15 protein-coding genes and 2 tRNA genes are annotated in these 25,146 nt (G+C 30.8%); 14 read left to right on the top strand and 3 right to left on the bottom strand.

Annotation, left to right across the window (positions count from 1 at the left end):
• Positions 1–102: 102 nt before the first annotated feature.
• Positions 103–2,316 carry a patatin-like phospholipase family protein gene (locus LXD69_RS05960; RefSeq protein ID WP_246918225.1) on the bottom strand — a complete coding sequence of 738 codons (2,214 nt, stop codon included), beginning with the start codon at positions 2,314–2,316 and terminating at the stop codon, positions 103–105.
• Between the two features lie 9 nt (positions 2,317–2,325).
• Complete coding sequence (gene uvrC / locus LXD69_RS05955; RefSeq protein ID WP_246918223.1) at positions 2,326–4,128, bottom strand: excinuclease ABC subunit UvrC; 1,803 nt, start codon at positions 4,126–4,128, stop codon at positions 2,326–2,328.
• Between the two features lie 60 nt (positions 4,129–4,188).
• Here uvrC and LXD69_RS05950 point away from each other — a divergent pair, with 60 nt between their 5' ends.
• The 12 genes from LXD69_RS05950 (at position 4,189) to LXD69_RS05895 (ending at position 19,876) form a co-directional block, all read left to right on the top strand.
• Positions 4,189–5,160, top strand: coding sequence for a succinylglutamate desuccinylase/aspartoacylase family protein (locus tag LXD69_RS05950; RefSeq protein WP_045970003.1), 972 nt, complete (start codon positions 4,189–4,191; stop codon positions 5,158–5,160).
• A 19-nt stretch (positions 5,161–5,179) separates the two neighbouring features.
• Positions 5,180–5,743 (top strand): 5-formyltetrahydrofolate cyclo-ligase, encoded by a 564-nt coding sequence (locus tag LXD69_RS05945; protein WP_246918221.1) that lies wholly within the window; start codon positions 5,180–5,182, stop codon positions 5,741–5,743.
• 126 nt (positions 5,744–5,869) lie between these two features.
• Positions 5,870–8,944 carry a SusC/RagA family TonB-linked outer membrane protein gene (locus LXD69_RS05940; protein WP_246918220.1) on the top strand — a complete coding sequence of 1,025 codons (3,075 nt, stop codon included), beginning with the start codon at positions 5,870–5,872 and terminating at the stop codon, positions 8,942–8,944.
• Positions 8,945–8,954: 10 nt separating this feature from the next.
• Positions 8,955–10,520, top strand: coding sequence for a RagB/SusD family nutrient uptake outer membrane protein (locus LXD69_RS05935; RefSeq protein ID WP_246918216.1), 1,566 nt, complete (start codon positions 8,955–8,957; stop codon positions 10,518–10,520).
• Between the two features lie 108 nt (positions 10,521–10,628).
• Entirely contained in the window at positions 10,629–12,566 is a 1,938-nt protein-coding gene (locus tag LXD69_RS05930) for a M1 family aminopeptidase (RefSeq protein WP_246918215.1), read from the top strand.
• Positions 12,567–12,642: 76 nt separating this feature from the next.
• Positions 12,643–14,223, top strand: a complete 1,581-nt coding sequence (locus tag LXD69_RS05925) for a site-2 protease family protein (RefSeq protein WP_045970011.1) — start codon at positions 12,643–12,645, stop codon at positions 14,221–14,223.
• 72 nt (positions 14,224–14,295) lie between these two features.
• Positions 14,296–14,369, top strand: a tRNA-Asn gene (locus LXD69_RS05920).
• Between the two features lie 59 nt (positions 14,370–14,428).
• Positions 14,429–14,502: transfer RNA gene (locus LXD69_RS05915), tRNA-Asn, on the top strand.
• Between the two features lie 269 nt (positions 14,503–14,771).
• Entirely contained in the window at positions 14,772–18,173 is a 3,402-nt protein-coding gene (ileS, locus tag LXD69_RS05910) for an isoleucine--tRNA ligase (RefSeq protein ID WP_246918213.1), read from the top strand.
• Positions 18,174–18,233: 60 nt separating this feature from the next.
• Positions 18,234–18,614: a TraR/DksA family transcriptional regulator gene (locus LXD69_RS05905; protein WP_045969946.1), complete on the top strand. Its 381-nt coding sequence runs from the start codon at positions 18,234–18,236 to the stop codon at positions 18,612–18,614.
• A gap of 84 nt (positions 18,615–18,698) precedes the next feature.
• Positions 18,699–19,292 carry a lipoprotein signal peptidase gene (locus tag LXD69_RS05900; RefSeq protein ID WP_045969947.1) on the top strand — a complete coding sequence of 198 codons (594 nt, stop codon included), beginning with the start codon at positions 18,699–18,701 and terminating at the stop codon, positions 19,290–19,292.
• Positions 19,293–19,363: 71 nt separating this feature from the next.
• On the top strand, positions 19,364–19,876 hold the full coding sequence (locus LXD69_RS05895) for a nuclear transport factor 2 family protein (RefSeq protein ID WP_246918212.1): 513 nt from the start codon (positions 19,364–19,366) through the stop codon (positions 19,874–19,876).
• A 1-nt stretch (position 19,877) separates the two neighbouring features.
• Here LXD69_RS05895 and LXD69_RS05890 read toward each other — a convergent pair whose 3' ends face one another.
• Positions 19,878–20,834, bottom strand: coding sequence for an NAD-dependent epimerase/dehydratase family protein (locus tag LXD69_RS05890; RefSeq protein ID WP_246918208.1), 957 nt, complete (start codon positions 20,832–20,834; stop codon positions 19,878–19,880).
• 152 nt (positions 20,835–20,986) lie between these two features.
• On the opposite strand from LXD69_RS05890, the gene LXD69_RS05885 reads away from it, so the two are divergent.
• Positions 20,987–21,610 carry a hypothetical protein gene (locus LXD69_RS05885; protein ID WP_246918207.1) on the top strand — a complete coding sequence of 208 codons (624 nt, stop codon included), beginning with the start codon at positions 20,987–20,989 and terminating at the stop codon, positions 21,608–21,610.
• An 81-nt stretch (positions 21,611–21,691) separates the two neighbouring features.
• On the top strand, positions 21,692–25,000 hold the full coding sequence (mfd, locus tag LXD69_RS05880; protein ID WP_394799753.1) for a transcription-repair coupling factor: 3,309 nt from the start codon (positions 21,692–21,694) through the stop codon (positions 24,998–25,000).
• The last annotated feature ends 146 nt before the right edge of the window (positions 25,001–25,146 follow it).

The following is a 25,146-nucleotide window of genomic DNA, read 5'->3' as shown; positions in this document are numbered from 1 at the left end:
GATTCATTCAGGATTTCTCTTGATGAGGAATTTAAGGTGTGATAGTAATTCTGACCAATGTAATTTCATAATCATACAAATATCGTAAATATTTTTGAATATTTAAAACTGGAAACCAACTGAAAACCAAGTATAATGATCACGCGTTTCGGGTGACCATGAATGTTTTATCTCAATAGGACCTATTAATGTTTCATAACCATATCCCAATGCATAACCTGAGTAGCTTGGCTTGGTTAACCAGCCATCTAAATTTTCAAAAATTTTCCTCCCGACATTAGCATAATTGGCACTAAAATTAGCATGATGCTTTTTGAAAATTTCATAATCAAATTCTAAAGTTCCTTTTACATAACTATCTCCTACAATTCCAACAAAATCATACCCGTAAAAGGATCTAAAATTATTAAATGGTGCAAATCCATATCCTCCAAGAGCAAAATCTAAATAACTAATAGTATTCTCACCAACTGCAAATCCGCCTTCTGTAAATAATTTTATTGTAGCTTTTTTATAAAATGTATGAACAATTCCCATATCAGCCTTTGCTACTGTGAATTTTTCGAAATCATTATTATAATCTGATGAATAAAGATACGCTTTTACTTCTCCATTAAAATACCATCCTTTTTTAGGAAAATACTTTTGATTAAACGAGTCAAACTTCATATAACCATAAGCTGAAAAATAATCACTGTTATCAAAAACAGGTGTTATATTTTGAAGTGTTTCTGATTTAACTTTTAAATGTTTCAATTCTAAACCTGCTCCTATTGAAAATTTTTGAGCGAATATTGTTTGTAAATAAATTTGATTACTTAAATCTGAATAATCAACATTTAAAGAATTAATTCCTAGGTTAGATAATGTTATTCCATCATTAAAATCATTTGGTACATTTTTTCCAAATGTTGTAAATTTTGATTTTAATCCAAAACTCCAATAAAATCCATTGTCTATATAATAATCTAGATTATATCTGAAATTATCTCCTAAAATTACATCTAAAGAAAAAACATCATTTCTAGTAAATAATTTTTTCTTCGTAAAATTTAGTAGTACACTACTTTTAAATAGGCCATCATAGTGCAAACCAAATTTCAGAAACATATTACTTTTTTTCTCTTTTAAATCAAGAATCAAATTCTCTCCATCACTGTTTTTTTGAAAAGAGTAAGCAATTGACCCAAAATTTTGAGTAGCATTCAAATTATTTATTCCTTTTTCAAATGTCTTGACACTAACTTTATTCCATTGTTTGAATTTTAATTTCCCTAGAATATAAGCCCTTGTGTAATTATCTAATTCACTTACCTTAATATCTTTTATATTTATAGAATCTGGTGTTTTTTGATTTTCTTGCTGCTTTTTTTCTAATCTCTGCCATGTTATTAACTGATCCATAAACTTGTGTGTTGCTTGAACCCCGCGAGGAATTATTTCTTTCCCTTTTTCAAAAGACACAACTGTAAATCCTGTTATATCTGGCTTAATATAGATATCAGTTAACTTTTTTTTCTTTTCCATTTTTTCAATCATTGAAAAATTAGAAACCTGTACTAACAAATCTGTTGCCCCTTCTATCTGCTCTCTGTTTTTTAACCCATCTTGCACATCCACTCCAATCACTATATCCATTCCTTTTGCTCTAATAAGCTCTACAGGATAATTATTCACAATACCTCCATCTACCAGCACTTTACCATCAATCTCAATAGGATTATACAATGTTGGTATTGCCCCACTTGCAATCATGGCCTGAGGAAGAATTCCTTTATCTAAAACTACTTCCTTTCCTGTTTCAACATTTGTAGCTATACAAAAAAAAGGAATTGGTAATTTATCAAAATCCTTAATATTACAAACAGACATAGTTAATCTTGAGAGCAGATTATAATTATACAATCCCTTCGATAAAGCAGACGGCAATCCAACTTTAAAATTATCAAATGGTAAAGTTAGCGCATACATTTCATCATTTCGTTTTTCATAAAAACTCTTAGAATCTCTAGGTGTAAAGTCTTGTAATAAAGCATCTACATCTACAGTCGTAAAAATAGAATCCAATTCTTTAGCTGAATAACCTGATGCATACAATCCTCCTATAATAGCACCCATACTTGTTCCTCCTATATAATCAATCTTTATCCCTAAAGAATCGATTACCTTTAAAACACCTATATGCGCCAATCCTTTTGCGCCACCACCGCTAAGGACAAGCCCTATTTTCGGAAATGATTGCTCAACATTATTATCTTGTGACAAGCTAACTTGAGTAAAAATCAGAAAACTTAGTAACAAGATTATCTTTTTCATTATAATGATTTATTGCGGTTGTTGAATTGTCTTGTAAAAGTCGGAAATTTTTTTGGCTTTTGATACACCAACTATCTCAGAAATTTCTTTCAATGAAGCATTTTGCACTCTTTTAACACTTTTAAAATGTTTTAATAACGTTATCATTGTTTTTTCTCCTATTCCAGGAATACTTTCTAATGAATTTTGTAAAGCAGATTTACTTCTCTTATCTCGATGATGAGTAATTCCAAAACGATGCGCTTCATTTCTTAATTGCTGAATAATCTTTAGCGTTTCCGATTTTTTATCTAAATATAACGGAATTGGGTCATCAGGATAAAACAATTCTTCTAATCGCTTAGCTATACCAACTATTGCAATCTTTCCCCTAAGCCCTAAACTATCCAAACTTTTTAAAGCAGAAGACAGTTGTCCTTTTCCTCCATCAATAATAATTAATTGTGGCAATGGTTCTTTTTCATCTAACAATCGCTTATATCTCCTATACACAACCTCTTCCATTGATGCAAAATCATCTGGACCTTCAACAGTTTTAATATTAAAATGGCGATAATCTTTCTTACTAGCTTTACCATCTTTAAAAACTACACAAGCTGCTACAGGATTTGTTCCTTGAATATTAGAATTATCAAAACACTCTATATGTCTTGGTTCTAAAGAAAGTCGCAAATCTTTTTTCATTTGCGCCATAATTCTATTAACATGCCTATCAGGATCTACAATTTTAATTTGCTTTAATTGATCCATTCTATAAAACTTAGCATTTCGAATTGATAAATCTAAAACTTGTTTTTTATCTCCCAGTTTAGGAACTGTAATTTTTATGTTTTCTCCTAAATCCACCTCAAAAGGAACTATTATTTCTTTAGAAAGCAAATGAAAACGTTCTCGTAGTTCTACTATCGCTAATCCTAAAAGTTCTTCATCTGTTTCCTCTAATTTTTTCTTAATTTCCATAGTGTGCGACCTGACAATAGCGCCATGAGAAATTTGTAAAAAGTTCACGTAAGCCATACTTTCATCTGAAACTATAGAGAACACGTCAATATTTGATATTTTAGGATTTAAAATAGTTGATTTTGCTTGATAATTTTCTAAAACATCAATTTTTTCTTTTATTTTTTGTGCTTCTTCAAACTTCATTTCAGAAGCTAAAGTTGTCATTAAAGTTTTAAACTCTTTTAAGCTTTCTTTAAAATTACCTTTTAAAATTTCTCGAATTGCATTTATCCGATTTTGATATTCTTCTAAAGGCTCATATCCTTCACATGATCCTTTACAATTTCCTATATGATATTCCAAACATACCTTATATTTCTCCGAGTCAATATTTGATTTTGACAAATCATAATTACATGTTCTCAATGGGTATAATTCTTTAATTAAATCCAAAAGTGTATTAACTGTTTTAAAACTAGTATAAGGTCCAAAATATTCCGAACCATCTTTTATCATATTTCTTGTAGGGAATATTCTAGAAAAAGGTTCTCTTTTTATACAAATCCAAGGATATGTCTTATCGTCTTTTAATAATACATTATAACGAGGTTGTAATTTTTTAATAAGATTATTTTCTAAAAGAAGCGCATCAGTTTCTGTAGGAACAACAATGTGCTTTATAGAAACTATTTTTTTAACTAATACAGACGTCTTATAATTATCATGATTCTTAGTAAAATAAGACTGAACTCTCTTTTTTAAATTTTTAGCTTTTCCTACATATAAAATCTTATCATCCTTATCAAAATATTGGTATACTCCAGGATTATCAGGCAATGTTTGAATTTGAAGTTCGAGAGGTGTTTGCATGTAGCAAATTTACAAAAACCGAATTTAATTTCTACTTTTATCCTCTTATAATCTACTCGCATGAAAAACAAAGCAATTCAATTATTAGGGGAATCCATTTTACCTGGAGAAAGTAAAACTATTGATGTAGAAATTGCAAAACTACATACTACTACTAAACTTAAAATCCCTATTATCATTGAACGATCTAAGATAGATGGCCCTATTGTTTTATTTAGCGCAGGACTACATGGTGATGAAATAAACGGAACAGAAATCGTCCGTCAAATAATTATTAAAAAAATAAACAAACCTAAACGAGGAACTATAATTTGTATTCCAATTATCAATATTTTTGGTTTTGTAAATCAAAGTCGTCAATTTCCAGATGGTCGCGACTTAAATAGGGTTTTCCCAGGAAGTAAAACTGGCTCATTAGCCAGTAGATTTGCACATTTTCTTATTAAAGAAATCATTCCAATAATTGATTATGCTATTGATTTTCATGCTGGAGGAGCAAGTCGATTTAATGCTCCTCAAATACGAATTGTACCCAACAATTCAGAATTAAAAGAATTAGCCTCCGTATTTAACACTCCTTTTACATTATATTCTAAAAACATACAAGGCTCGTTTCGTAATGCATGTACAAGATTAGGTGTGAAAATGTTGCTTTTTGAAGGAGGAAAATCACTAGATTTAAACTCAGAAATAACAAAAGAAGGAGTAGAAGGGTCTAAACGATTTTTAGCACATTTAAATATGCTAAACCCGAAAAAAGAAATAAAACCCAATACTAATAAAACAATTTTTATTGAAAAATCTTACTGGATAAGAGCTCATTTTTCAGGAATGTTTATTGGACTAATAAAAATTGGTAGCTATGTTAAAAAAGGAGACACTTTAGCCACCATTTCAGATCCTTTTGGAAAAATTGAACACAAAGTTAAGGCACCAAATAATGGTTATTTAATCAATGTAAATGATGCTCCTATTGTATATCAAGGAGATGCTATATTTCACATTTCAACTCAATTAGAAGGACTCAATTAATTAAAGCAAATTACATATAATGAACAAGAAAGAGCTACGAAAAAAATATAAAACAAAAAGAGAAAAATTAACTTTTGAAGAGATTGAAGATAAAAGTTTAGCTATTGCAAACCAATTATTACAACTAGACATTTGGGACAAAACATATTATCATATTTTCTTACCTATTAAAGAACAAAAAGAAGTTAATACAGAATATATCTTACAAATTTTAGCAGGTAAAGATAAAGAAGTTGTTATTTCAAAATCTAACTTTGAAACAACAACCATGACACACTTTTTGCTAACCGATAACACAAAAATTAAAAAAAATAAATATAATATTCCAGAGCCAATTGATGGAATAGAAGTTCCTTCAAATAAAATTGATGTTGTTTTCATCCCTCTTCTAGCTTACGACAAGCAAGGAAATCGCGTAGGATACGGAAAGGGATTTTATGATGCTTTTCTCAAAACCTGTAAACCTGACGTAATTAAGATAGGCTTATCATTCTTTGAACCTGAAAACTGCATTGATGATATCCATTCAAACGATATTAAATTAGATTACTGTATTACGAATTTTGTAAGATTAATGTTATAAAAATGAAATAACATCAATCATTTATAAAAATTTAACAAATTATATCTAATTTATTATATTAAAATAATGTTAAATAATAAAAAATTTCATAATCTTTGTAAGAACTAATCCAATTTTTTATAACGTATGAAATTTAAATTTAACAAATTACTAACATTAATAGTATTAATGTTAGGACAGTTGATTTTAGCACAGGTCAAAACTGTTTCCGGAACAGTATCTGATGTCAATGGACTTCCCTTGCCAGGGGTATCTATTGTCGAAAAAGGAAGCAACAACGGAACGCAAGCCGATTTTGATGGGAAATTTAAAATTAACACTAAACAAGGAGCAACTTTAGTCTTCAGTTATGTTAGTATGAAAACACAAGAAGTTATTGTAACATCAACTGTACTAAATATAATATTAGAAGAAGAAGTTACAGCTCTTGAAACTATTGTAGTTGTAGGTTATGGAACTCAAAAGAAAAGTGAAGTAACTGGGTCAGTATCACAAATAAAAGGAGATGCTATTCAAGGGCTTGTTACTCCTAGTTTTGAAGGACAACTAGCAGGTAGAGCCGCTGGTGTACAAATAACAACTTCAAATGGAATAATTGGTGAAGTCCCAAGGATTCGAATCAGAGGTATCGCTTCAATTACTTCAGGAACTTACCCTCTTGTTGTAATTGACGGAATGCCTGTTTACACAGGAGACATAGGTGGTTATGCAAGTACAAATGCATTAGGTGACCTTAATCCAAACGATATTGAATCTTATGAAGTTTTAAAAGATGGAGCAGCAACTGCAATATATGGTTCAAGAGCAGCAAATGGAGTTATATTAATAACTACAAAAAAAGGAAAAAAAGGAACAATGTCTATAAATTACAATAATGTCATAGGTTTTGCTTCTGCTGTAAAAACATTTGATCTATTGGAAACTCCAGATTTTCTAGTGATTGCTAATGAAAAAAGAACAAACAGAGGTCAAGCACCTTGGGCCGTTGGTGATACTTATAATACGGATTGGCAAGCAGCTGTTTTAAATAAAAGCGCACTTCAAATGGACCATAGCTTGTCATTTAACGGAGGATCTGAAAAAACAAAATACTTTATGTCTATTGGATATACCGAACAATCAGGAATTGCAAAAGCAAATGATATGGTACGCTATTCTATGAGAACCAATATTGAACATGATTTAAACAAATGGTTATCTATGGGAGGAGGTTTAGCTCTTACTAGAACTGAATACAATGGATTAAATACTGGAACCAGCTCATTATCAGGTAATATATTCAATGCTACCAGACAATTACCTAATACTCCGATATACGATAACAACAACCCAACAGGGTATAATTTAGATGATACTGTTGTCGGTCAATGGGATAATACTGATGCTGTTGGTGATAATATTCCAAATATTGTTTATGTATTAGATCATAATAAATATTATTCTAAAGTAAATCGAACTCTAGCAAACTTCTTTATCTCCGCTGATATTACTAAAGGATTAAACTTTAGAATGCAAGCAAGTGCTGACAATCCTATAACAAGTGGTTTTTTATACTGGAACCCTGTACATGGAGACGGCAACAGCTCTAATGGAAGACTACAAAATAACAATACAGATCTATTACGATGGAACTGGCAAAATATTTTAAACTACAATAAAACTTTTGCAGAACACCACAATATTGGTTTAACACTCGTAACAGAGTATCAAAAACAAAAAAACCAATCATTCTTTGGAGTTGGAAAGGGTTTATTGGATGAATTCTATAATCAAAACTTAGTTACTGGTTCTTACAATACACAAGAGTCTGGAGGAGGCATTATAGAAACAGGAATTATATCATATATTGGCCGTTTAAATTATAATTACAAACAAAAGTATTTTTTACAAGGATCTATTAGACGTGATGGTCTTTCTCAATTAGCTCCGGAAAATAGATGGGCAACTTTTACAGGGTATTCTGCAGGATGGAATATTGCAAAAGAAAGTTTCATGGAAAATATCAATCACATTGTTTCAGAATTTAAAATTAGAGGATCTTATTCTCAAGTTGCAAATACTAATATTGGAAGTTATCCTTATTTAAATTTAACAAGTCCTTCTCAATATGGAAGTTTGAATGGTATTGGATTTACTCAATATGGAACTTATGATTTAAATTGGGAGTCTAGCAAGAAAACAGATTTTGGTGTTGATTTCAGTTTATTAAACAATAAAATTCAATTCACTTTTGATTATTTTAAAAATAATAGTGATGGATTAATTTTAGATGTCCCTACTGCCCCTACATTAGGCATACCAAACAACTCAATATCAAAAAACACAGGATCAGTAGATAACACAGGATTAGAGTTCTCCATTGAATACAATGTAATCAACAAAGACCATTTAAAATGGAACATCGGAGCCAACATTTCCTTTATTAAAAATGAAATAACTTCTCTTCCAAATGGAGCAACAGAATTACCTCCTGGAACAAATAATATTATTAGAGTTGGCGAATCTATTAATTCATTATATGGGATTAAATATTGGGGTGTAAACCCTGCAAATGGTAATCCTGTTTACTATAAAGCAGATGGAAGTTTAGTGCAAGGAAACATTCCTACAGGGACTTATTTTGTTTTCGATCCAAATAATCCATCAGATTTAAGTACTTCTTCTTCTCTAAGCGCATCAACAGATAGAGTAATTTTAGGAAATACATTACCTAAATATTATGGTGGGTTTAACTCTAAACTTAGTTACAAAAATTTAGATTTCAGTTTCTTATTTAGATTTAGTGGAGGAAATAAAATATTCAATTCAACTAGAAGAGATTTATTAACCCAAAACTTAAACAACAACAGTACCGAAATATTAGGAAGATGGCAAAGTATAGACAATCCTGGTGATGGTATTACTCCAAGATTATGGGCAAGTTCTAACACCTTTACTAACCTAACTAGTATTGCCACATCTCGTTTTGTAGAAGATGGAGACTTCATCAGTTTGGATAATGTTACTTTAGCTTATAATTTACCAAAAACAGTAACTGATATTATAAAAGTAGATGCTTTTAGATTTTTTGTTCAAGCACAAAATATGCTTATAATAACAAAGTATAAAGGTCTTAATCCAGAAATGGAAAGTGCAGGTGTTGATTTAAACGGAACACCTAGAGCAAAAATTTTCTCAATGGGGATCAATGTAAAACTTTAAAAAAATGAAAATGAAAAACATATCAAAACTTTTAGGAATTTTGGTTCTTTTATTCGGATTAAATTCTTGCACAGAAGAAGCAATATTAGATCTTACACCTGTAAACAACATCCCTTTAGAATTAAGCTTCTCTACTCCTTCATTAATTGAAAGTTCAATGAATGGTGTTTATAATTCCGCTGCAATTGGCCAATATAACTCAACCAATCCAAATGGAGGCAGAGGCTATATATGGGGAGCTGCATTTGTACAACAAGGAGATTGTAGAGGAGAAGATGTCGTAAATACTGCTACTTTTTATCAATTAACATATACTGCTACCTACGACCCTGGTACTGCTAACAATGTCTATTATTGGATTGATGGATATCGTTTAATAAATAGATGTAATTTAATGATTGAAGGAGTTACTGGAGCTGTTGCTAACGGAATTATCTCTCAAGCTGTTGCAGACAACTATATCGGACAAGCTAAATTTTTAAGAGCTATTACTCATTTTGAACTATTAAATCATTTTTCAAGACCATATAACGCTACACCAGGAGCTACACACTTAGGCATTCCATACAGAGAAGTAGGTGTCGATACACAAGAAGAAATTGATAGTGAACTTTTAAAACCTAGAAACACAGTTCAAGAATGTTACACAAAAATCATCTCAGATCTAAATGATGCTGAGAACTTAATAACAACTTCGGACTTAACCAAAGCTAGTAAAAACGCAGCAATAGCTTTTAAAACTAGAGTTTTTCTTCACAAAAGAGATTGGGATAATGTTATTACAGAAGGCACTAAATTAACTTCATATACATTAACTCCTGAGCCAGATGGTCCATTTGATGACAATTATGGTAATTCTGAATCTATTTTTTCAACTCTTCAAGCCTCAACAAATAATCCTGGAGTAAATGGAGCCATAGCATCTCAATACAATAGAAGAAGATTAGTTTGTATTAGCCCAATTATTTGGAGAGATCCTAATTGGTTAGCTGATGATAAAAGAAGAAGCGAAACTTATAATAGTGATGGAAAGCCAGATGGAATGATTTTTACATTTTCTGGTAGAAAATACACAGCCAAATATAGAGACACCGATGATTACACCGATGCAGCACCTGTTATTCGCTATGCTGAAGTACTATTAAACATGGCTGAAGCATATGCAAGAAAAACAGCACCAGATTTAACCGAAGCCTTAAATAAACTCAACGAAGTAAGAAATAGATCTCTTGCCGACCCTATAACACAAGCTTATACTGCTGCAAATTTTGCAGATGCTACTGAGTTAGTAGGTGCAATCTTAAAAGAAAGAAGAATTGAGTTTTTAATGGAAGGCAAAAGATGGGGAGATATCCACAGGCTTCAAGTAGATGATTTATTCCCAATTGATGGTATTCCAGCTAAAGTTGCAAATGGCAATCCACCTGCCTCAGCATTTGTTTTAGGCACACCTTACACTGGAGCATTAGGAGTTGCTGCAATTCCAAGTTCAGATTACAGGTTCCTATGGCCGATACCACAAGCGGAATTAAACACGAATCCAACGCTAGCTGATCAACAAAATCCAGGTTGGTAATTTTATTAAAAAATAATTTTAGTTAGTTATTTTAGGGGCTGTTTTTTAAACAGTCCCTTTTTATTTAACATAAATTTCATATATTCGTTAAACTTATCCTATCGAATAATGAAAAAAATATTACTATTTTCATCAATAATCCATTCATTGTTCTCCTTTTCTCAAGTAGATAATGATGGTTTTCAAAAAATGGTTGAATCTGAAATGAAATCAGCTTCTTCAATTCAAAATTTTCAATCCAACCCAAATACTGCTAATTATGACATTACCTATCATGAATTAAAATTCACTGTTGATCCTGCCATATATAACATAGAAGGTCAAGTAAAAACAACTTTTACGGCACTAGAAAACATGAATACTGTTATATTCGATTTTTATAAAAAAGTATCCTCTCCATTTACAATTATTTCGATAAAAAAAGATGGAATTAATCTAAGTTACACCCACAATAACTCGCATGAATTAGAAATCAACCTTCCTTCTACCTTAACAATAGGAAACTCTGCAACAATTGAAATCAGTTATTCTGGAGTTCCTTCAACAGCAGAACAAGCTTTTACCACAAATACTCATTCAGGAATGCCCATATTATATACATTATCTGAACCTTATGGTGCCAGAGATTGGTGGCCATGCAAACAAGATTTAAATGACAAAATAGAAACTATCGATGTCCACATTACTGCTCCATCACAATATATTAGTGTTTCAAATGGATTAGAACAATCTATAACAGATAATGGAAACGGAACAAAAACAACACATTATCATCATGGATACCCTATTCCAGCATATTTGATAGCAATTGCTGTTACCAACTATCAAATTTACAATCAACAAGGAGGTTTAGGATCTACTCAAAGTCCCTTCTTCCCTATTGTGAATTATATTTACCCCGAAAATGCTTCTACAACACAAAACAGCCTTGCCGTAACACCTACAATCATGAATTTATATGAAAGTCTAATAGGAGAATATCCTTTTAGAAATGAAAAATATGGTCATGCACAATTTGGATGGGGAGGAGGAATGGAACATACTACCGTTTCATTTATGGGGTCATGGTCTAGAGGATTAATTGCCCACGAAATGGCTCATCAATGGTTTGGCAATAAAGTTACTTGCGGAAGTTGGAAAGATATTTGGTTAAATGAAGGAATTACAGAATATATGTCTGGATTAGTAGTTGAAAATTTAGACGGAAACACATCATTTATCAATTGGAAACAAAACAAAATAAATAGTATAACATCACAACCAGATGGCAATTTATACTTAACCGATTCTCAAATAACAAATGTAAATAGAATTTTCAGTAGCAGAATAACCTATAATAAAGGAGCTATGGTTACTAACATGATTCGTTACAAAATAGGAGATGCTAATTTTTTTCAAGCATTAAAAAACTATTTAGCAGACCCAAATTTAGCATATAAATATGCTACAACACCTGAATTTCAAAATCATTTAGAACTTGTTTCTGGATTAGATTTTAGTGAATTTTTTAATGATTGGGTTTACAATGAAGGATATCCAATTTACACCATAACAGCTCAAAATTTAGGAGCAGGACAAGCAAAAATCACAGTAAACCAATCACAGTCTAACTCTTCTGTTACTTTTTTTGAAATGCCTTTATTAATCCGACTAATAGGAGACGCTAGTCAATCTCAAGATTTCCTTATCAATAACACAACAAATAATGAAGATTTCATCGTAAATGTACCTTTCCAAGTTATCGATATTGAGTTTGACCCTAATAAGGATATTATTTCAAACAATAACACAGCTACGTTATCAAACGACTATTTTACAATAGACAAAACTATCTCAATTTCTCCTAATCCTAGTTCCAATAAAATTCACATAAACTTACCTAACACTATCTCAATAGAAAAAGTTTTATTTTTTAATGCATTAGGCCAATTGGTTTTAACAAAAAAAGAAAAAGACATTACTATTAATTCATTATCAAACGGCCCATATTTTATTCAAATAACAACAAACAACGGTGTGTTTCATAAAAATTTTATAAAAAAATAAGTCCTAAATAAAATAATGATAAAAAGTAAGGCGAAAACCTTACTTTTGTCGTTCAAATTAAAATGCATACATAAAAATGATTCAATTAGCACAAATATTATTCATACTTTCTGTTTTAGTAATTCTTCATGAATTTGGACATTACATTACTGCAAAACTATTTAAAGTAAGAGTTGAAAAATTCTACTTATTCATGGATGCTGGTTTTTCACTTATCAAAAAGAAAATAGGAGAAACCGAATGGGGAATTGGCTGGCTTCCATTAGGTGGCTACGTAAAATTATCCGGAATGATTGATGAAAGTATGGATACTGAGCAAATGAACACAGAACCTCAACCATGGGAATTTAGATCAAAACCTGCATGGCAGAGATTAATTATTATGCTTGGAGGAATTATTGTTAATATTCTTCTTGCTTGGCTTATTTTTACAATAATGTACACTACTGTTGGTAAAAAAATCATTTCAACTGATGAACTTCAAAAAAATGGATTAGCATTTGGCGAAGTAGGTCAAAGCGTAGGATTTAAAAATGGAGACAAAATTATAAGTATAGATGGTAAACATCATGATGATTTTAAATTCATGAACATGGGAGTTCTTTTTGGTGATAAAATTGAAGTGGATCGTCAAGGTGAAAAAATAGAACTTTTATTAACTGATGAACAAAAAGGTGAAATCATAAAAAAAGAAGGCAAAGGATTTGTACATGCAAGATGGAAACTTAACGAGTTTTTTATTGACTCTATAAACAAAAACAATTCTAATCTTAAACGATTTGATGAAATTATTGGAATAAATAACGAACGCTTTGTTTATTTAGATCAATTAATTGACGCACTAAAAACACATAAAAATGACTCAATAAATCTTATTATTAAAAGAAATAGCCAAGAAATAACATTAAAAACAAAAGTAGACAGCACTGGTATAGATAGCTTCAATAAAACCCTTTTTATTGACCAAAATTTCAATCTAAAAAAAGCTTTTGTAAATATTATTTCGGAAAATTCTCCTGCCGAAAAAGCCAAAATAGAATTTAATGACGTCATTATAGCCGTTAATAATATAAAAATAGAATCGAACAAAGATTTAAAAAAAATACTTTCCGAAAATAAAGAAAAAGAAATCACATTAACTGTTTTAAGAAACAAAAAAAACATTGATCTAAAAACAACTTTAGATAAAAAAGGAACACTCGGTATTGGATTTGATAAAAAGGATGATCAATACATCATTACTGAAAAGTTAAACTTTGCTCAAGCATTTCCTGAAGCAGTAAGTCAATCTTGGTCATTATTTAAATACAATGTTCAAAGTTTAAAATTAATTGTAAGACCAAAAACAGGTGCATACACCCAAATACAAAGTCCCGTAGGAATAGCTAGACGATTACCAGACACATGGAATTGGGAGTTTATTTGGAATTTTACCGCATTATTTTCAATCGGACTTGCTTTCATGAACTTACTCCCTATACCAGGATTGGATGGTGGACATGCCCTTTTTACCATTGCCGAAATGATTACAGGTAAAACTTTAAGCAATAAAACAATGGGATATGTTCAAACCGCAGGAATGATTATCTTACTGACTTTAATGGCTTTAACCTTTGGAAAAGACATCTATCAATTAGTAGCTGATAAATTTTTCTAATATTTTTTCATATTTTGTTTGTGAAAATAAATTTTCAGCTTATATTTGCACCGCATTAAAGGTAAAACACCTTCCTCCTTAGCTCAGTTGGTTAGAGCATCTGACTGTTAATCAGAGGGTCCTTGGTTCGAGCCCAAGAGGGGGAGCAAAAAAAGCCATTCATAATGAGTGGCTTTTCACTTCTTAAATGCAAAATATTGGTTATTCCTCCTTAGCTCAGCTGGTTAGAGCATCTGACTGTTAATCAGAGGGTCCTTGGTTCGAGCCCAAGAGGGGGAGCAAAAAAGAGGTTTCACATAAATGCGAAACCTCTTTTATTCACATAAATTTCAAAATACAACTACTACATAAATTTCTATTTTTTTTTAGATAAAATCTCTATTTATACTTACATCAAAGGCAGTTTAAACTTAATTTTAAAAAAAACAACTACCCTCTACTCAAATTATTTTATTTCAAGAACAACAATCTTCTTTTTCTAGCTAAAAAACGATACAATTATTTGAAATTTAGTATTTTCGCATCTTTGATTATAGAAAGCAATAATAATGAGCACAAAATTTACTGAATACAAAGGACTTGACTTGCCAAAAGTGGCGTCTGAAGTCCTTGATTTTTGGAAAGAAGAAAACATCTTTGAGAAAAGTGTTACTACAAGAGAAGGGAACCAACCTTATGTTTTTTTTGAAGGACCACCTTCAGCAAATGGATTACCTGGTATTCACCATGTAATGGCTCGTGCTATTAAAGATATTTTTTGCCGTTATAAAACTCAAAAAGGTTTCCAAGTAAAACGCAAAGCAGGTTGGGACACACATGGCCTACCTGTTGAACTAGGTACGGAGAAAGAATTAGGAATTACTAAAGAAGATATAGGTACTAAAATTTCAGTTGAAGAATATAATGAAGCATGTAAGCGTACAGTAATGCGTTATACTGATGTTTGGAACGACTTAACTGAAAAAATGGGTTATTGGGTAGATATGGAAGACCCATATGTGACCTACAAATCAAAATACATGGAATCGGTTTGGTGGTTGTTAAAGCAAATCTACTCGAAAGATTTAATGTACAAAGGCTATACAATCCAACCGTATTCTCCAAAAGCCGGAACGGGATTATCTTCTCACGAAGTAAACCAACCAGGTTCGTATCGTGATGTAACCGATACAACAATTGTAGCACAGTTTAAAGCAATTGAATCTACTTTACCTAATTTTTTACAGGGTTTTGGAACGGTTCACTTTTTAGCATGGACAACTACTCCTTGGACATTACCATCGAATACAGCTTTAACAGTTGGACCTAAAATCGATTATGTATTAGTTAAAACGTTTAATCAATATACATTCGAACCAATCAATGTTGTTTTGGCTAAAAATTTAGTTGGAAAACAATTTGGTGGAAAATATTTTGTTGCAGAATCTGAAGAAGATTTCACAAATTACAAAGCAGATGATAAAAAAATACCGTACCAAATTTTAGCTGAATCAAAGGGGGCTGATTTAGTAGGGATTAAATACGAGCAATTATTGCCATTCACTTTGCCATATCAAACACCAGAAAACGCATTCCGTGTAATTTCTGGTGATTTCGTAACGACAGAAGATGGTACGGGTATCGTGCATACTGCGCCTACATTTGGTGCAGATGATGCTAAAGTGGCTAAAGAAGCTACTCCTGAAGTGCCACCTATGTTGGTTTTGGATGAAAATGGGAATCCTGTTCCATTAGTAGATTTACAAGGGAAGTTTGTAAGTCAAATGGGTGATTTTGCAGGGAAATATGTGAAAAATGAGTATTACAACGAAGGAGAAGCACCGGAGAAATCAGTGGATGTTGAAATCGCGATTCGTTTAAAAGAAGAGAATAAAGCCTTTAAGGTTGAGAAATATGTGCACAGTTATCCACATTGCTGGAGAACGGATAAGCCAATTTTATATTACCCATTGGATTCATGGTTTATCAAAATTACGGATGTAAAAGATCGTATGTTTGATTTAAATGAAACGATTAACTGGAAGCCAAAAGCTACAGGAGAAGGCCGTTTTGGAAATTGGTTAAAAAATGCAAACGATTGGAATTTATCACGTTCGCGTTATTGGGGTATCCCTTTGCCAATTTGGAGAACTGAAGATGGTACAGAAGAGGTAATAATGGGTTCAGTTGAAGAATTGTACAATGCTATTGAAAAGGCAATTGCTGCTGGTTTTATGAGTGAGAATCCTTATAAAGGATTTGAAATAGGGAACATGACAGAAGAAAACTACGATTTAGTTGATTTACATAAAAATGTAGTGGATAGTATAGTATTGGTTTCTGCTTCAGGTAAGCCAATGCGTCGTGAGAGTGATTTAATTGATGTTTGGTTCGATTCTGGTTCTATGCCTTATGCACAATGGCACTATCCATTTGAAAATAAAGAAAAGATTGAAGGTAATCAAGATTTTCCTGCTGATTTTATTGCAGAAGGAGTAGATCAAACACGTGGATGGTTCTATACATTACACGCTATCGGAACTTTAGTTTTTGATAAAGTAGCTTATAAAAATGTAGTCTCTAACGGATTAGTATTAGATAAAAACGGACAAAAAATGTCCAAACGTCTAGGTAATGCAATAGACCCATTTACAACATTAACTGAATATGGTCCAGACGCTACGCGTTGGTACATGATTGCGAATGCAAATCCATGGGATAACTTAAAATTTGATTTAGAAGGAATTGCTGAAGTAAGAAGAAAATTCTTTGGAACACTTTACAATACATATTCATTCTTTGCATTGTATGCAAATATTGACGGCTTTAAATATGAAGAAGCTGAAATTCCTTTAAATGAAAGACCAGAAATTGATCGTTGGATTTTATCAGAGTTGAACACCTTAATTAATGATGTTGATGTGTTTTATGCTGAATATGAACCAACAAAAGCAGCACGTGCTATTTCGGATTTTGTTCAAGAGAATTTAAGTAACTGGTATGTGCGCTTATGTAGAAGACGTTTCTGGAAAGGTGAATATGCTCAAGATAAAATTGCGGCTTATCAAACACTTTATACTTGTTTGATTACAGTTTCTAAATTAGCAGCACCTATAGCCCCATTCTTCATGGATAAGCTTTACAAAGATTTAACACAAGCAACACAGTCAGAAAACTTTGATAGTGTACATTTGGCCGAGTTTCCAAAATACGTTGAAAAGTTTGTTGATAAATCATTAGAAAGCAGAATGTTAAAAGCACAAACAGTTTCTTCACTGGTATTATCACTTCGCAAGAAAGAAATGATTAAAGTGCGTCAGCCGTTGCAAAGAGTAATGATTCCGGTGCTTGACAAAGATTTTAAAGTCGAAATTGAGGCTATTTCTGATCTAATTAAGGCGGAAGTTAACGTAAAAGAAATAGAATTATTAGATGATGCATCTGGTGTGTTAGTAAAACAAATCAAACCTAATTTTAAAGCACTTGGACCGCGATTCGGGAAAGATATGGGATTGATTTTCAAAGAGATACAAAATTTAACACAAGATCAAATAAATATTTTGGATAAAGAAAGTAAATTAACACTTGACATTTCAGGAAAAAGTATTAATTTAACAAGCGAAGATGTTGAGATTTCTTCACAAGACATTCCTGGTTGGTTAGTCGCAAATGCAAACGGTATAACTGTTGCTTTGGATATCACAATTACAGATGAGTTGCGTAATGAAGGTATTGCTAGAGAATTAGTGAATAGAATTCAAAACATTAGAAAAGATTCAGGATTTGAAGTAACTGACAAAATAAAAGTTCATATACAAAACAATAAAGTTATAGAACAAGCCGTTAAGGAAAATGCAGATTACATTAAATCGGAAACATTAACAAATGAACTTATTTTTGTAGACAATATTGAGAATGGTACAGAAATTGAGTTTGATGAAGTAAAAACAAGAGTATTAATATCAAAATAAAGCTCCATAAAGGATTCTTTTATTATGATATTAAAATAATAACTTAATATTTTAGAAATTATGGTAGAAGATAAATTAAGATATTCAGATGCTGATTTAGCTGAGTTTAAAGAAATTTTACTTAAGAAAATAGAAAAAGCACAAGCAGACTTAGATTTGATTAGGAGTGCTTATATGAATGATCTAAATAACGGAACAGACGACACCTCTCCAACTTTCAAAGCATTTGAAGAAGGAAGCGAGACTATGTCTAAAGAAGCAAATTCCCAACTAGCAATTCGTCAAGAAAAGTTTATACGCGATTTGAAAAATGCTCTTTTCCGTGTAGAAAATAAAACATATGGAATATGTAAAGTAACAGGTAAATTAATTGGTAAAGAACGCTTAAAAGTAGTTCCTCATGCGACTATGAGCATAGAAGCAAAAAATTTACAACGTTAATCTTTATATAAAATTTTAATTAACGCTCCTGATGGAGCGTTTTTTGTATATTAAAATCATTATTTTTGTTCAAATTTTTACAGAATGACATTAAAGAAAGCCTATTTTTTAGTAATTTCAATTTTACTAATTGACCAAGTATCTAAAATTTATATTAAAACACATTTTTTTATTAATGAAGAAATAAAGGTTTTTGATTGGTTCCGAATCCATTTTATAGAAAATGAAGGAATGGCTTGGGGAGCTGTTATTCCAGGAGAATATGGAAAACTAGTCCTTACTCTATTTAGACTCTTAGTAGTTCCTGGTATTGCATGGTGGCTATGGGATTCTATTAAAAAAGAACAATCAAATTATCTAATTACTGCAATAGCATTAATATTAGCAGGAGCAGTAGGAAACATAATAGATTCTGTATTCTATGGTGTTATATTTAATGATAGCTATCATCAAGTAGCAACCGCTTTTTCAGACGATCCTTATGGCAAGTGGTTTCATGGAGAAGTTGTAGATATGCTCTATTTTCCATTCTGGGAAGGAAATTTACCTGATTGGTTACCTATATGGGGAGGAAAACAATTTTCTTTTTTTAATGCTATTTTTAATGTTGCTGATATGGCAATTTCAACAGGAGTTGGAATTTTAATAGTCTTTAACAAAAGAGCATTTGGTAAATAAGTTGACAATAGAAGACTAAATTGATTAATTTCCATATTACAACTTTGTTTATCTTTATAAAAAATCAAACAATGAAATCTATTTATATTCTTATATTACTTATATCATTAAACAATTATTCTCAAAAAAAGACAGAATCAAAAGCATTAGATATAAAAAAAGAAATCAATATCATACTAAACAATTGGCATAAAGCAGCAGCAGAGGCCAATTTTGAAGATTATTTTAATGCAATGTCTGAAGAATCAATATTTATTGGCACTGATGCTACCGAAAACTGGAATAAAAAAGCTTTTATGAATTTTGCAAAACCTTATTTTGACAAAGGAAAAGCTTGGAATTTTAAAACCTTAGAACGCAATATTTATTCTTCTCTTAATGGAGAAATAGTTTGGTTTGATGAACTATTGAATACTCAAATGAAAATTTGTAGAGGAAGCGGTATATTAATTAAAGAAAACGGTACTTGGAAAATTAAACATTATGTCTTGTCCATGACAATACCAAATAATATTTCAAATGATGTTATAAAAATTAAAGCACCTATTGAAGATGCTTTAATTGATACTTTACAAAAACAGTAAATTAAATATTGTAAATATGCTTTTTTAAATTTTCAAACATATCTTCTGTCATGTTTTCAATAGTAAAATCATTTTTCCATCCCCAATCTTCTCTTGCAGGAGTATCATCAATACTTGCTGGCCAACTGTCTGCTATTTTTTGTCTAAAATCTGGATTATAATCTATTGTAAAATCTGGATAATGTTTTTTAACTTCAGTAGCAATCTCTTTTGGTGTAAAACTCATAGCTGATAAATTATAAGAAGATCTTATTTTTATTTGCTCTTCAGGAGCCTGCATAATTCCAATAGTTGCTTTTATAGCATCATCCATATACATCATAGGCAATCCTGTATTTTCAGACAAAAAACTAGTAAATTTTCCTTCGGTTATTGCCTTATGATAAATATCTACTGCATAATCTGTAGTTCCACCACCTGGCTCTGTGCTCCAGCTAATTAATCCTGGATAACGAATACTTCTAACATCTACTCCATACTGTTTATTATAATACTCACACCATCTCTCTCCTGTTTGTTTTGAGATACCATAAACCGTTGTAGGTTCCATTATAGTATATTGAGGTGTATTCTGAGAAGGAGTTGTTGGTCCAAAAACAGCAATACTAGATGGCCAAAATACTTTTTTAATCTTACCTGCTTTTGCTAGATTTAACACATGAAAAAGAGAATTCATATTTAAATCCCATGCAAATGCTGGATTTTTTTCAGCAGTTGCAGAAAGTAATGCTGCCATTAAGTATACATCCGTAATCTTATACTTCTCCAATAAATGTTCTATTTGATTATAATCTAATGCATTTACAACCTCAAATATTCCATTATTTACAACGTCATTTTCTAATTTTCTTATATCTGAAGCAATAACATTTTCTACTCCATAAGTAGCTCTTAATTTAGCTGTAAGTTCAGTGCCTATTTGTCCACAAGCACCAATAATCAAAACTTTTGTGTTCATTTTTAGATATAATTAGTACGCAAATATAACATTTTAGCCATGATCATTTATTTATTTTAAATGATTTATTTAGACTTTAAAATGTTAAGAAAACATATAAATAATCTAAGTTTAGCTAAACATTATTACTTTTGCTATAATAACGTATAAAAATGAGATATTTAGTCCCTATATTTTTTTTGTTTATAGGATTTACTTCCTGTAATGATTTTTCAGAACAAAATGAAGAATCAATTAAAATAAACCAGAAAAGAGATGCTGTTTTTAAGTCTATTTCCAAAAAATGGCTATTTGTATTTCCTGAAAACACTAACTCTGAAATAAAAGAGACCATTTCTAACTGGAATGAATGGCAACAATTTAAAAGAGAATTAGAAGAAAAACCTAAAACTTCTTTATTAGCTTTTCAAATGAAAGTAAAAAATGTTTCCAAAAAATCAGATAGTTTAAGCTTAACTGTTCCTGAAAATTTTAACATTCCTCAAGTAAGAAGCAGATTAGTAACTTTAAATACAAAGATAAAATCATTAGATACTTATATTCATCTTGGAGAAATCCCTGAAAAAAGAATTCTTACACTAATAACAGAAATTAATGAAGAGATAAAAGGTGTTTACACTCAATGGGACGAAGTTGTTACTAAAAAAGCAATTCCTAAAGAAATAGGAGAAGATGATATGATTCGTGCATTAGACACTACCAGATTAGCTAATAAAAAATTTCAAGATGAAATTATTGAAAATGAAAACAAACCAAAACCTGAATTAGAAGAATAATTCATTATTCAGGTTTATCAAACTATACTAAACACCTTGAAAGCTTCCGAAATAGTAAAAAAATATGAGCAACAACCTAAAATTGCTCAAATTTCTGATTCCATTAATAATCGTAAAAAAATAAATGTTTCTGGACTTATTGGTTCATCATTATCTTTTGTCATTGATGCTCTTTTTAAAAAATCAGAGCTTCCTTTCCTCTTGCTTTTTAATGACAAAGAAGAAGCCGCTTATTATTTAAACGATTTAGAACAATTAATAAACGATCAAGATGTTTTATTTTATCCTGGATCTTATAGAAGACCTTATCAAATTGAAGAAACTGATAATGCAAATATTTTATTAAGAGCAGAAGTTTTAAATAGGATCAACTCTCGTAAAAAACCAGCTATCATTGTTTCTTATATTGATGCTATATTTGAAAAAGTAGTTACAAGAAGAGAACTTGAAAAAAACACCTTAAAGCTAAACATAAATGATAAACTTTCTATTGATTTCATAAACGAAACGCTTTTTGAATATAACTTTAAAAGAGTTGATTTTGTAACTGAACCAGGCGAATTTTCCGTTAGAGGTGGAATAGTTGATGTTTTTTCATTTTCAAACGATCATCCATATAGAATTGAATTTTTTGGAAACGAAGTAGATAGCATTAGAAGTTTTGATGTTGAAACTCAGCTTTCTGTAGAAAAACTAAAAAAAATAAGTATTATTCCCAATGTTGAAAATAAACTTTTAGAAGAAAACAGAGAAAGTTTTTTAGATTATATCAATGAGAAGACCGTTTTGTTTATTCAAAACACTGAATTACTAGGGCAACAACTCGATAAGTTATTTGAAAAAGCAAATGAAGCTTTTGGAAAACTTTCTTCAGATATAAAACATTCAAAACCAGAAGAATTATTTTTAAATCAAAAACAGTTTCTCAAAAGGGCGTTAGACTTTTCAATTGTTGAACTCCACTCCAAAACTATTTTTAATTGTGATAAAAAAATTGAATTTCACATTCAACCTCAACCTTCATTCAATAAACAATTCGACTTATTATTAAACAATTTAAGTGATAATCATTTTAACAATATTACCAATTATTTATTTTGTTCCAATGAAAATCAGGCAGGACGATTTCATGATATTTTTGAAGATATAGATAATGAAAATCATGAAACTACTCGAAAACAATATAAAACGTTGGTTTTTCCATTATTTCAAGGCTTCATTGATGAAGAATTACAAATAGCTTGTTATACAGATCATCAAATCTTTGAGCGCTATCATAAGTTTAGCATTAAAAATGGCTATTCAAAAAAACAAACTATTACACTTAAAGAACTCACTTCTTTGTCTGTTGGTGATTATGTAACTCATATTGATCATGGAATTGGGAAATTTGGTGGTTTACAAAAAATAGATGTTGAAGGAAAAAAACAAGAAGCTATAAAGCTTGTTTATGCAGATAATGACATTGTCTACGTTAGCATTCATTCTCTACATAAAATATCTAAATATAACGGAAAAGATGGTGCTCCTCCCAAAATTTACAAACTAGGTAGTAATGCTTGGAAAACTTTAAAACAAAAAACAAAAGCAAGGGTAAAACATATTGCTTTTAACTTGATTCAATTATATGCAAAGCGAAGGCTAGAAAAAGGGTTTGCTTGCTCATCTGATAGTTATTTACAAAAAGAATTAGAAAGTTCTTTCATCTATGAAGACACACCAAATCAAATTACAGCTACTCATGATGTAAAAATGGATATGGAAAGCGATAGACCGATGGATCGTTTAGTTTGTGGCGATGTAGGTTTTGGAAAAACAGAAGTTGCAATAAGAGCTGCATTCAAAGCTGTTGACAATAGCAAACAAGTTGCCATCTTAGTACCAACAACTATTTTAGCCTATCAACATTACAGAACTTTTTCCGAACGTTTAAAAGATATGCCTGTTACTGTAGACTATGTAAATCGATTTAGAACAGCAAAACAGAAAGCAGACACATTAAAACGTCTTGAAGAAGGAAAATTAGACATTCTTATAGGAACACATCAATTAGTAAACAAAAATGTAAAATTTAAAGATTTAGGATTATTAATAATTGATGAAGAACAAAAATTTGGTGTTAATGTAAAAGACAAATTAAAAACCATTTCAGAGACTGTTGATACTTTAACACTAACTGCGACTCCAATTCCTAGAACTTTACAGTTTTCATTAATGGCTGCAAGAGATTTATCTGTCATTACAACTCCTCCTCCTAATCGATACCCTATAGAAACACACGTAGTTAGCTTTAATGAAGAAACAATAAGAGACGCAATATCGTATGAAATTGAGCGTGGTGGTCAAGTTTTCTTTATTAATAATCGAATTGAAAACATCAAAGAAGTTGCAGGAATGATTCAGCGACTAGTTCCTGGCGCAAAAGTAGGTATTGGTCATGGACAAATGGAAGGAAAAAAGTTAGAAGAATTAATGTTAGCTTTTATGGAAGGTGAATTTGATGTATTAGTAGCAACCACTATTATTGAAAGTGGATTAGATGTTCCAAACGCTAATACTATTTTTATCAATAATGCTAATAACTTTGGTCTTTCTGATTTACATCAAATGCGAGGTCGAGTGGGAAGAAGTAATAAAAAAGCTTTTTGTTATTTTATAACTCCTCCTTATTCTGCCATGACAGAAGATGCGCGAAAACGCATTCAAGCATTAGAACAATTTAGTGAATTAGGCAGCGGATTTAATATTGCCATGAAAGATTTAGAAATTCGCGGTGCTGGAGATCTATTAGGTGGTGAACAAAGTGGTTTTATTAATGAAATAGGATTTGATACCTATCAAAAAATCATGAATGAAGCTATTGAAGAATTAAAAGAAAATGAGTTTGCAGAATTATATGCAGAAGAAAATGATGTAGAAACTAAAGAATTTGTAAAAGACATACAAATTGATACCGATTTTGAGACACTTTTCCCAGATGAATATATAAATAATATTACAGAGCGTTTAAATCTTTATAATGAATTAAATCTTATAAAAGGTGAGGCTAATCTTGAAAAATTTGAGCAAAAATTAATTGATCGCTTTGGTGCTTTACCAAAACCCGCAATTGCATTATTAAACAGTGTTCGTTTAAAGTGGAAAGCCAGTTCACTTGGGTTAGAAAAAGTAATTATAAAACAAGGAAAAATGATTGGTTATTTCATTAGCGACCAACAAAGTAATTTCTATCAGACGAATCGTTTTATGAAAGTAGTACAATGTATCCAACAAAATGGAAACATTTGTAAGATGAAAGAAAAACAAACAAAAAATGGACTTCGCTTACTGCTTACATTTGACAATGTGAAAACAATTAATAAAGCATTAGAATTAATTTCTAAAATATAAAAAAGGTCGAAATAAAAACTTCGACCTTTAAATTTTTTCTTTGAGTAGAAAAAATTACTGCTATTAACCGAGTCAAAGATAAGACGGAATACTGTTAAGTTGGATACAATAAATCTGCCGAATTTGTTAAAATAACTTTATTCCAT

Origin of the sequence: Flavobacterium sediminilitoris (assembly GCF_023008245.1) — a bacterium.
Taxonomy (GTDB): Bacteria; Bacteroidota; Bacteroidia; order Flavobacteriales; family Flavobacteriaceae; genus Flavobacterium; species Flavobacterium sediminilitoris.
This window is presented reverse-complemented; position numbering and strand designations above follow the sequence as displayed.